The 9,153-nt window shown below is 68.5% G+C and carries 8 protein-coding genes; 7 read left to right on the top strand and 1 reads right to left on the bottom strand.

What is annotated here, in order from left to right; genetic code table 11:
* Positions 1 to 292 precede the first annotated feature (292 nt).
* From imuA to ABGA94_RS02565, 4 genes are all read left to right on the top strand, one after another.
* Positions 293 to 907 carry a translesion DNA synthesis-associated protein ImuA gene (gene imuA, locus ABGA94_RS02580; RefSeq protein WP_375366310.1) on the top strand — a complete coding sequence of 205 codons (615 nt, stop codon included), beginning with the start codon at positions 293 to 295 and terminating at the stop codon, positions 905 to 907.
* 9 nt (positions 908 to 916) lie between these two features.
* A complete protein-coding gene (locus ABGA94_RS02575; protein ID WP_069138256.1) occupies positions 917 to 2,326 on the top strand; it encodes a DNA polymerase Y family protein in 1,410 nt (469 codons plus the stop codon).
* Positions 2,327 to 2,332: 6 nt separating this feature from the next.
* Positions 2,333 to 5,443: an error-prone DNA polymerase gene (locus ABGA94_RS02570; RefSeq protein WP_375366309.1), complete on the top strand. Its 3,111-nt coding sequence runs from the start codon at positions 2,333 to 2,335 to the stop codon at positions 5,441 to 5,443.
* Positions 5,444 to 5,524: 81 nt separating this feature from the next.
* Complete coding sequence (locus ABGA94_RS02565) at positions 5,525 to 6,031, top strand: hypothetical protein (protein ID WP_005417089.1); 507 nt, start codon at positions 5,525 to 5,527, stop codon at positions 6,029 to 6,031.
* Positions 6,032 to 6,061: 30 nt separating this feature from the next.
* On the opposite strand, the gene ptsJ is transcribed toward ABGA94_RS02565, so the two are convergent.
* Positions 6,062 to 7,348, bottom strand: a complete 1,287-nt coding sequence (gene ptsJ / locus ABGA94_RS02560) for a transcriptional regulator PtsJ (protein ID WP_005417090.1) — start codon at positions 7,346 to 7,348, stop codon at positions 6,062 to 6,064.
* 76 nt (positions 7,349 to 7,424) lie between these two features.
* Here ptsJ and ABGA94_RS02555 point away from each other — a divergent pair, with 76 nt between their 5' ends.
* The 3 genes from ABGA94_RS02555 to ABGA94_RS02545 are packed head-to-tail and all read left to right on the top strand — an operon-like array spanning position 7,425 to position 9,117.
* The gene (locus ABGA94_RS02555; protein ID WP_053499652.1) at positions 7,425 to 8,198 is read left to right on the top strand and encodes a YggS family pyridoxal phosphate-dependent enzyme; all 774 of its coding nucleotides are present in this window, start codon (positions 7,425 to 7,427) and stop codon (positions 8,196 to 8,198) included.
* Positions 8,195 to 8,896 carry a glutamine amidotransferase gene (locus ABGA94_RS02550; RefSeq protein WP_053499654.1) on the top strand — a complete coding sequence of 234 codons (702 nt, stop codon included), beginning with the start codon at positions 8,195 to 8,197 and terminating at the stop codon, positions 8,894 to 8,896. The genes ABGA94_RS02555 and ABGA94_RS02550 overlap by 4 nt, the downstream gene beginning before the upstream one ends.
* Positions 8,893 to 9,117: a hypothetical protein gene (locus ABGA94_RS02545; RefSeq protein WP_005417095.1), complete on the top strand. Its 225-nt coding sequence runs from the start codon at positions 8,893 to 8,895 to the stop codon at positions 9,115 to 9,117. Before ABGA94_RS02550 ends, ABGA94_RS02545 begins: the two co-directional genes overlap by 4 nt.
* The last annotated feature ends 36 nt before the right edge of the window (positions 9,118 to 9,153 follow it).

The following is a 9,153-nucleotide window of genomic DNA, read 5'->3' as shown; positions in this document are numbered from 1 at the left end:
ACCTTGGTCGGCACCGCGCTTTACCGCTATCCACGCATGGCGTGGATCTACCAGGCTGCGGCATGGATTTGCCGTGGCTCTCCAGTAGATCCACGCCATGCGTGGATGCTTTACCCCTTCAGCAACCTGAAACCCGGCCCTCCGATTTCATTAGTAATTCTACTTACAACGCGAGTAGCATGTCTGGTCTCAGCCCCTGATACCGGCTCGTCGATACTCGCGCCATGCCCGCCGTTTCCGCCCGTTCCTGCCGCTTCCAGCCCACCCGGCGCCTCCCTTGGAGGGCTGACTGATGGGTGCCGTCGTCGCCCTCGACCGGCTGCTGGACGGGCGCCAGCTGTGGCGCGGCCCGGCCCGCCAGGGCCCAGCCAGCGACCATCTGGCCAGCGGCCACCCGGCACTGGATGCACGCCTGCCCGGCGGCGGCTGGCCGGCCAGCGGACTGTGCGAGGTACTGCAGGCGGCGCCCGGCGTTGGCGAACTGGCGCTGGTATGGCCGGCACTGGCCAAGCTGAGCCAGCGCGACCGCCCGATCGTCCTGGTCGCTCCGCCCTACCGTCCGCATGCCCCGGCCTGGGCCGCCGCCGGGCTGGACCTGGGCCAGTTGCAGATCATCCAGGCCGCGCCGAAGCAGGCACTGTGGGCCGCCGAACAGTGCCTGCGCTCTGCGGCCTGCGCGGCGGTACTGTGCTGGCCGCATCAAGCCGACGACCGCGCCCTGCGCCGCCTGCAGGTGGCCGCCGACAGCGGCCAGTGCCTGGGCTTCGTGTTCCGCGAGGCGCAGGCCGCGCGCAATCCCTCCCCGGCCAGCCTGCGCCTGCAGCTCGACCACGGCCAGGTGCGGGTGCTGAAGTGCCGTGGCGGCCTGCCGCCGGCACAACCGTTGCCGCTGGCCATCGCCCACTGAGGACGCGCCATGCACTGGGCCTGCCTGTTGTTGCCGCAGTTGGCGCTGGACAGCGTGCTGCGCCTGCAGCCCGAACCGCAGCGGCCCTTGGTGCTGCTGCAGGGGCCGGCGCAGCGACGCGTGCTGCGCGCGGTCAGCCCGTCGGCACGTGCAGCAGGGCTGCGCCCGGGCATGCTGCTGTCGGCTGCACAGGTACTGGTGCAGGACATGCACCTGCACGACTACGACCCCAATGCCGAACAGCACACCCGGCAGCTGCTGGCCAGCTGGGCCTATGCCTACAGCTCGCAGGTCAGCCTCGATTTTCCGCATGCGCTGGTGCTGGAAATCGGTGCCAGCCGCGCCCTGTTCGGTGACTGGCTGACGATCCAGCAGCGCCTGCGCAACGAACTGCACGAACTCGGCTTCCGCCACCGCCTGGTGGCCGCGCCTACCCCACATGCCGCGCGCGTGCTGGCCAACGTCCACGATGGCCTCGGCCTTGATGCGCAGCAGCTGCCGGCGGCGCTGGCGCAGCTGCCCCTGGCGCGCTGCGGCCTGCCCAGCGAGGCGGTGACGGTGCTTGGCCGTTCCGGCCTGCGCACGTTGGGCGCGGTGCTCAAGCTGCCGCGCGACAGCCTGGCCCGGCGCTTCGCCCCCGAGGTCCTGCAGCAGCTGGATGCATTGCGCGGGCTGCCCACCGCGCCATTGCGCTACTACCAGCCACCGGACCGTTTCGATGCGCGCATCGAATTCGAATACGAGATCGAATCCAGCCAGGCCCTGCTGTTCCCGCTGCGCCGCCTGCTGCTCGACCTGGCCGCGTTCCTGTGTTCGCGCGATGGCGGCGTGCAGCGCTTCGACCTGCATTTCGAGCATGACCTGTTGCCGGCCAGCGTGCTGACCATCGGCCTGTTGGCGCCCGAACGCGATCCCGCGTTGCTGTTCGAGATCGCGCGCAACCGCATGGAAGCGTTCGCCCTGCCCGCCGGCAGCCGCGCACTGCGCCTGCAGGCCGAACAGCTGCCACCGTTCGTGCCGGCCGCGCGTGACCTGTTCGACACCCGGCCGGCACAGGCGATGCCCTGGAACCAGCTGCGCGAGCGCCTGCGCGCGCGGCTGGGCGATGACGCCGTGCAGCCGCTGGCGGTGCAGGCCGACCATCGCCCCGAACGCGCCAGCGGCATCCAGCCAGCGGCCAGGCCGCCGGCATACTGGCCACTGCGCCCCGGTTGGCTGCTGGACACCCCACAGCCGCTGCGTGACCCGCGCCTGCGCATCATCGCCGGGCCGGAGCGGATCGAATCGGGCTGGTGGGACCAGGCTGACGCGCGCCGCGACTACTACGTGGTGGAAACCGCGCATGGCCAGCGCGGCTGGGCCTTCCGCGCGCGCAACGATCCGCATGCGCCGTGGATGCTGCACGGCTGGTTCGGCTGAGCCGCCATGCGCAGCGAACTGCCCGGCTACGCCGAACTGCACTGCCTGTCGGCCTTCAGTTTCCAGCGCGGTGCTTCGATCGCCGAAGAGTTGTTCGCGCGCGCCGCTGGCCAGGGCTACCGCGCGTTGGCGATCACCGACGAATGCTCGCTGGCCGGCATCGTGCGTGCCTGGCAAGCGGCGAAGGCGCATGGCGTGGCGCTGATCGTCGGTGCCGAATTCCAGGTCGAGGACGGGCCGAAGCTGGCCCTGCTGTGCACCGACCAGGCCGCCTATGCCGGGCTCTGCCAGTTGATCACGACCTGCCGGCGGCGGGCTGCCAAGGGCGAGTACCTCTGCCTGCGCGAGGACCTGCTCGGCCTGCCCAACGGCCTGCTTTGTCTATGGCTGGACCGGCAACCGGCCGCTACCGACCTGGAACTGCTGCGCACCGGCTTCAATGATCGGCTGTGGCTGGCGGTGGAACTGCACCGCGAACACGATGACGCACGCCGCCTGCAGCAGCTGCAGGCCTTCGGCGAACGCCACCGCCTGCCCCTGGTCGCCAGTGGCGACGTGCACATGCACGTGCGACGCCGCCGCGCCCTGCAGGATACGCTGACCGCGATCCGCCACCGCTGCAGCGTGGCCGAGGCCGGCTGGCGCCTGTTTCCCAATGGCGAGCGCCACCTGCGCCCGCGTACCGCGCTGGTCCAGCTGTATCCGCCCGAACTGCTGGCTGAAACCCTGCGCATCGCCGAGCGCTGCCACTTCACCCTGGAACAGCTGCAGTACACCTATCCGCGCGAGCTGGTGCCCGAAGGACACGATCCGGACAGCTGGCTGCGCGTGCTGGTCGAGCGCGGCATCCAGTGGCGCTGGAAAGGCGGCATCGAAGCGAAGCAACGCACGCAGATCGAGCACGAACTGGCGCTGATCAAGCAGAAGAACTACGCCTCCTACTTCCTCACCGTGCAGGACATCGTGCGCTTTGCGCGCAGCCAGGACATCCTCTGCCAGGGCCGTGGCTCAGCGGCCAACTCAGCGGTGTGCTTCGTGCTGGGCGTGACCGAGATCGACCCAGCACGCAGCAACCTGCTGTTCGAGCGCTTCATCTCCGCCGAGCGCGACGAACCACCGGATATCGACATCGACTTCGAGCACGAGCGGCGCGAGGAGGTGCTGCAGTACGTGTTCAAACGCTACGGCCGCGAGCGCGCCGCACTGACCGCGGTGGCGATCAGCTACCGTGGCCGCAGCGCGATCCGCGACGTGGCCCGCGCGCTGGGCCTGCCGATGGACCAGGTCAACGAACTGGGCGCGGCGATGGACCACTGGGGCGGCAACATCCCGCTGCCGGAAACCCTGCGCGAGCGTGGCTTCGATCCGGACACGCCGTTGATGCGGCGCCTGCTGGCACTCACCGCAGAGCTGATCGATTTTCCGCGCCACCTGTCGCAGCACCCGGGCGGTTTCGTGATTTCCGAGCATCCACTGTCGACCCTGGTACCGGTGGAGAACGCGGCGATGGCCGACCGCACCGTCATCCAGTGGGACAAGGATGACCTGGATGCCACCGGCCTGATGAAGGTCGACTGCCTGGCATTGGGCATGCTCACGGCCATCCGCAAATGCCTGGCGATGCTGAAACAGCATGACCTGCACAGCGGGCGCATGGATGCGATCCCCGACGAAGACACCCCCACCTACGACATGATCAGCGCCGCCGACACCATCGGCGTGTTCCAGATCGAGTCGCGCGCACAGATGGCGATGCTGCCGCGCATGCAGCCACGCAACTTCTACGATCTGGTGATCGAAGTGGCGATCGTGCGTCCCGGCCCGATCCAGGGCGACATGGTGCATCCCTACCTGGAGCGGCGCCGGATCCTGCGCGAACAAGGCCCGGACGCGTTGAACGACCCGGACAACCCGCTCTACCCACCGCAGCTGGAACGCGTGTTCGCGCGTACGCTGGGCGTGCCATTGTTCCAGGAGCAGGTGATGCAGCTGGCGGTGGATGCGGCCGGCTACACCCCGGGCGAGGCCGATGCCCTGCGCCGTTCGATGGCGGCCTGGAAGCGCCGCGGTGGGCTGGAACCACATCGCGAGAAACTGCTGGCCGGCATGCTGAGAAACAACTTCAGCCGCGAATACGGCGAGCACCTGTTCGAGCAGATCAAGGGATTCGGCGATTACGGTTTCCCGGAAAGTCATGCCGCCAGCTTCGCCCTGCTGACCTATGCCAGCTGCTGGCTGAAGTGCCATCATCCCGCCGCGTTCACTGCCAGCCTGATCAACAGCCAGCCGCTGGGTTTCTACAGCCCTGACCAGCTGCTGCAGGACGCGCGGCGGCATGGCATTACCGTTCTTCCCGTGGACGTACGCCACAGCGACTGGGACTGCACGCTGGACTTCAGCAGGGGGCCGGCGGCGATCCGTCTGGGCCTGCGTCTGATCGACGGCTGCAACGAAGATGCCGTGCAGGCCATCATGCGCGAGCGCGTGCGGCGCCCGTTCGACGACGTCGGCGACCTGTGCCAGCGCACCGCGCTGGACCGCCGCCAGCAGGGCCTGCTGGCCGATGCCGGCGCACTGCGCGGGCTCAGTGGCCATCGCCATCGTGCACGCTGGGATATCTCGGGCGTAGAGAACCGGCTGCCGCTGTTCGACCAGGCCCGTGCCACTGCCGAAGCCCGCGTGCCCCTGCCACTGCCCAGCGCCTGGGAGGACATGCAGGCCGACTACCGCAGCACCGGCACCACCCTCGGCCGCCACCCGATCTCGTTCCTGCGCGCGCAGCTGCGCAGCCGCGGCTGCCTGGATGCCGCGCAGCTGGCCGGGCACGGCCATGGCCGCCGCGTGCGCATCGCCGGACTGGTGCGCATGCGCCAGCGCCCGCAGACCGCCAGTGGCGTTACCTTCCTCACCCTTGAAGACGAGACCGGGATGGTCAACGCCGTGGTCTGGCGCCACCTGGCCGACCGCCAGCACCGGGTGCTGGTCGACACCCAGCTGATGCAGATCGATGGCCGCCTGGAGCGAGTTGATGGCGTGCAGCATGTCATCGTGCAGCGCATGCACTGCCTGGATGAGCTGCTGCAGGGACTGCGCAGCCACAGCCGCGATTTCCACTGACGATACAGATCGTCACACAACGAACTGGCCTTTGCCCGCTGGCATCCGCTATCGTCGGCCTATCCAAGGAAGGACGACCCGATGCCCCGTGTGCTGCTGCTGACCACCCTGGTGGTCTCGACCCTTGCCCTGCTCGTTTCCGGCTGGACCGCCTGGAGCCTGCATCGCAGCCAATCGCCTGAGCGGATCATCGAAGCGCGCGGCCTGGTCATCCACGATGGCACTGGCCAACCACGGCTGATCCTCGGTGCGCCGGTGCCGGACCCCCTCAGCAGGGGCCGCACCCAGGGACCGCGTGCAACCGCGCTGTCCGGCCTGATCCTGCTTGGCCCCGACGGTTCCGAGCGCGGCGGTTATGGCACCAGCGACCGCGGGGGCGAAGCCCTGCTCACTCTGGACGATGCCACCGGCACCACCGAAGTCTTCAAGGTCGTCGCCAACCCGGACCGTGGCGCCAGCCTGATGGTCAAGCACCAGAACAATACCGGCGCCATGCTCACGTCCTGGCAGGGCAAGCCGGAGCTGATGTTCGTCGATGACAGTGGCCAGTCCTACTACGTGCGCCCCAACGCCAACGCCGCGCCCTGATCTGCTTCCAGCGTCGAGCATGGCTGGGCGCTATACCCCACACACCGCCGCCAGGTCATCGGCCAGCTGCCGCAGCTGCGCCGCCCCCAGCGCCGCGCAGGTGATGCGCAGGCCATGCGCTGGTGCAGCCACCGCAAACACTTCGCCAGCACGCACATGCCATCCGCGCGCAGCCAGCGCCAGTACCTGTGGATGGCTGTCGGCCGGCAACGGCAGCCACAGGTTCAATCCCTCCATCGGCAACGGCGTCGGCACGCCACGCACGCGCAGCAGTTCCTGTAGCGACTGCAGGCGCTGCTGGTACCGCTCGCCTGCCGAGGCGATCTTTGCCCGCTGCGGCGCCGATGCCAGCACCGAAGTGGCGGCATCCTGCAGCAGATGACTGACCCAACCGATGCCGGACGCCAACCGCAACCGCAACCGCATCGCGGTCTCGTCATCACAGGCCAGCCAGGCCAGGCGCAGGTCGGGGCCGAGCGGCTTGGACAGCGAACGCAGCAGCGCCCAGCGCCGGCCATCCAGCGGCAGTACCGAGTGGTAGGCCTGCTGCGAGAGCAGTGCGTAGTGGTCATCGATCAGCACCGCCACCTGCGGATAGGCCGCCAGCAGCTGGCGCAACGCCCGTGCCCGCTTCGCATCCAGGCTGGCCCCGGTCGGATTGTGCGCCCGTGGGGTCAACAGCACCGCGCGTGCACCGGCCTCCAGCGCCTGTCGCAGCGATTCGACCTGCATGCCATGCGCATCCATCGTCACCGGCAACGGCGCATGGCCGACGGCATTGAGCACATTGAGGCTACCGAGGAAGCATGGATCCTCCACCGCGATGCGATCGCCCGGCAGCAGCCATGCCGCCAACAGGCGCTCGATGCCATCGACCGCGCCATGGGTCAGCTCCAGCGCGTACCTCTCGGGGCAATCCGCATCCAGCGAGGCGCGTGCCAACGCCTGCAACCTCGGGTCGACCGTGCCCACGCCATACAACCGCGGTGCCGCCGCGGCCAGGCGCAGGCTGGGCAACAGGCGCGGATCCGGATTGCCACCGGCCAGGTCCTGCAGCGCCAACCCCGGCGTACTGCCCTCGCGCGCCAGCATCGGCGGCAGGCCACGCACCACCGTGCCGCGCCGGCCTGCGGTGCTGGCCAGGCCGGCCGCGTCCAATCGCTTGTAGGCGGCGGCCACGGTGTTGCGATTGACCCCCAGCTGATCGGCCAGATCGCGAACCGGCGGCAGCACGCTGCCGGCCGGCAGACGGCCTTTGCCGATGCCATCGCGGATGCTGTCGAAGATCGACTCGGCGCTATGCCCGGTGATTTTCATTTTGTCCTATGCCAAAATAATTCTTGTCCTGTGCCAGTGTATCCCACCCTGGCCGCCCTGCATTGGAGGTGCCCGCATGCCCCTTGCCGCCGCCGACTGGCCCGTCGCCCAGTCTGTTGAACAGATCGCCGCCAACCTGGGCACGGTGCGCCAACGCATCGCCGATGCGTGTGCCCGCGTCGGCCGGGACCCGGCCAGCGTGCGCCTGCTGCCGGTCAGCAAGACCGTCGATGACGCCCGCATCCGCATGGCGGTGGCCGCCGGTTGCCGCGAGCTGGGCGAGAACAAGGTGCAGGAGGCGCAACGCAAGGCCGAGACGATGGCCGATCTGGGCGTGCACTGGTCGGTGATCGGGCATCTGCAGACCAACAAGGCGCGCTACGTGGCGCGCTTCGCCAGCGAGTTCCAGGCGCTTGACAGCCTGCGCGTGGCCGAAGCGCTGCAGCAGCGCCTGCAGCTGGAAGACCGCACGCTGGATGTTTTCGTGCAGGTCAACACCTCCGCCGAACCCAGCAAGTACGGACTGGAACCCGCTGCCGTCGAGGCATTCGTGCAGCAGCTGCCAGTCTTCGACCGGCTACGCGTGCGTGGCCTGATGACTCTGGCCATCTTCACTCCCGAAGTCGAACGTGTGCGCGCGTGCTTCGTGCGCCTGCGCGAACTGCGCGACCAGCTGCAGCGTACCGCCCCACCCGGCATCGACCTGTCGCAGCTGTCGATGGGCATGTCCGGCGACTTCGAAGTGGCCATCGAGGAAGGCGCCACCGTGGTCCGTGTCGGCCAGGCCATCTTCGGCGCACGCGCCACCCCGGACAGTTTCTACTGGCCCAGCAATGGAGCCCCGGCATGAAGCACGCGGTTGTCCTGCAACACGTTGCCTTCGAGGACCTTGGCACCCTGCAACCGTTGCTGCTGGCCCAGAGCTGGCAGCTGCAGGTGCTGCAGGCGGGTGTAGATGCACTCGATCCGGCCGAAGCGGCTGACCTGCTGGTGGTGCTGGGTGGCCCGATCAGCGTCAACGATGTTGATGTTTACCCGTTCCTCAACGATAGCATCGCGCTGTTGCAAGGGCGTTTGCAGCAGCAGCGGCCCACGCTGGGCATCTGCCTGGGCGCGCAGCTGATGGCGCGTGCACTCGGTGCCGACGTCGCCGCCAGTGGTGGCAAGGAGATCGGCTTTGCGCCACTGCTGCTCACCGATGACGGTCAGCGCTCGCCACTGCAGGCCCTGCAGGGCATTCCGGTACTGCATTGGCATGGCGAGGCGTTCGAACTCCCAACGGGTGCACGCCGCCTGGCCAGCACGCCGGCCTGCCGCCACCAGGCCTTTGCTATCGGTAACCATGCGTTGGCACTGCAATGCCATCCGGAGCTGGACGCGCGCCAGTTCGAGCGCTGGCTGATCGGTCACACCCTGGAACTGGCGCAGGCCGGCATCGATCCGAACGACCTGCGCACGCAGGCGCGTCGCTATGGCGCGCCACTGGCCGCGGCCGCCACCGCGATGTTCGACCATTGGCTGCAGGACCTGCCGGAGCTACCGCGATGAACTACCGATTGCAGATCCACCGCGATGGCGCCTACTGGGGCCACTTCGACTGCAGCGGCCCCGATGCCATGCAACGCATGGACGCCATCGCCGCACAGCTGCCTGCAGACCAGGGCTTCCAGCTGAAACGGCAGAAAGGCATCGGCGAAGAGCGCATCCTGTCCAGCAATGCCGATGGCCTGCGCGTACTGGCTTCGCAGATCCAGTACCGCGACCTCTGACGATCGTCACGGTAGTGCCGGCCGCTGGCCGGCACC

Source organism: Stenotrophomonas sp. 3diitr2024 (genome assembly GCF_042136455.1).
Classification (GTDB): Bacteria; Pseudomonadota; Gammaproteobacteria; order Xanthomonadales; family Xanthomonadaceae; genus Stenotrophomonas; species Stenotrophomonas sepilia.
The sequence above is the reverse complement of the archived record's forward strand: the minus strand, read 5'-3'. Positions and strand labels throughout refer to the sequence as shown.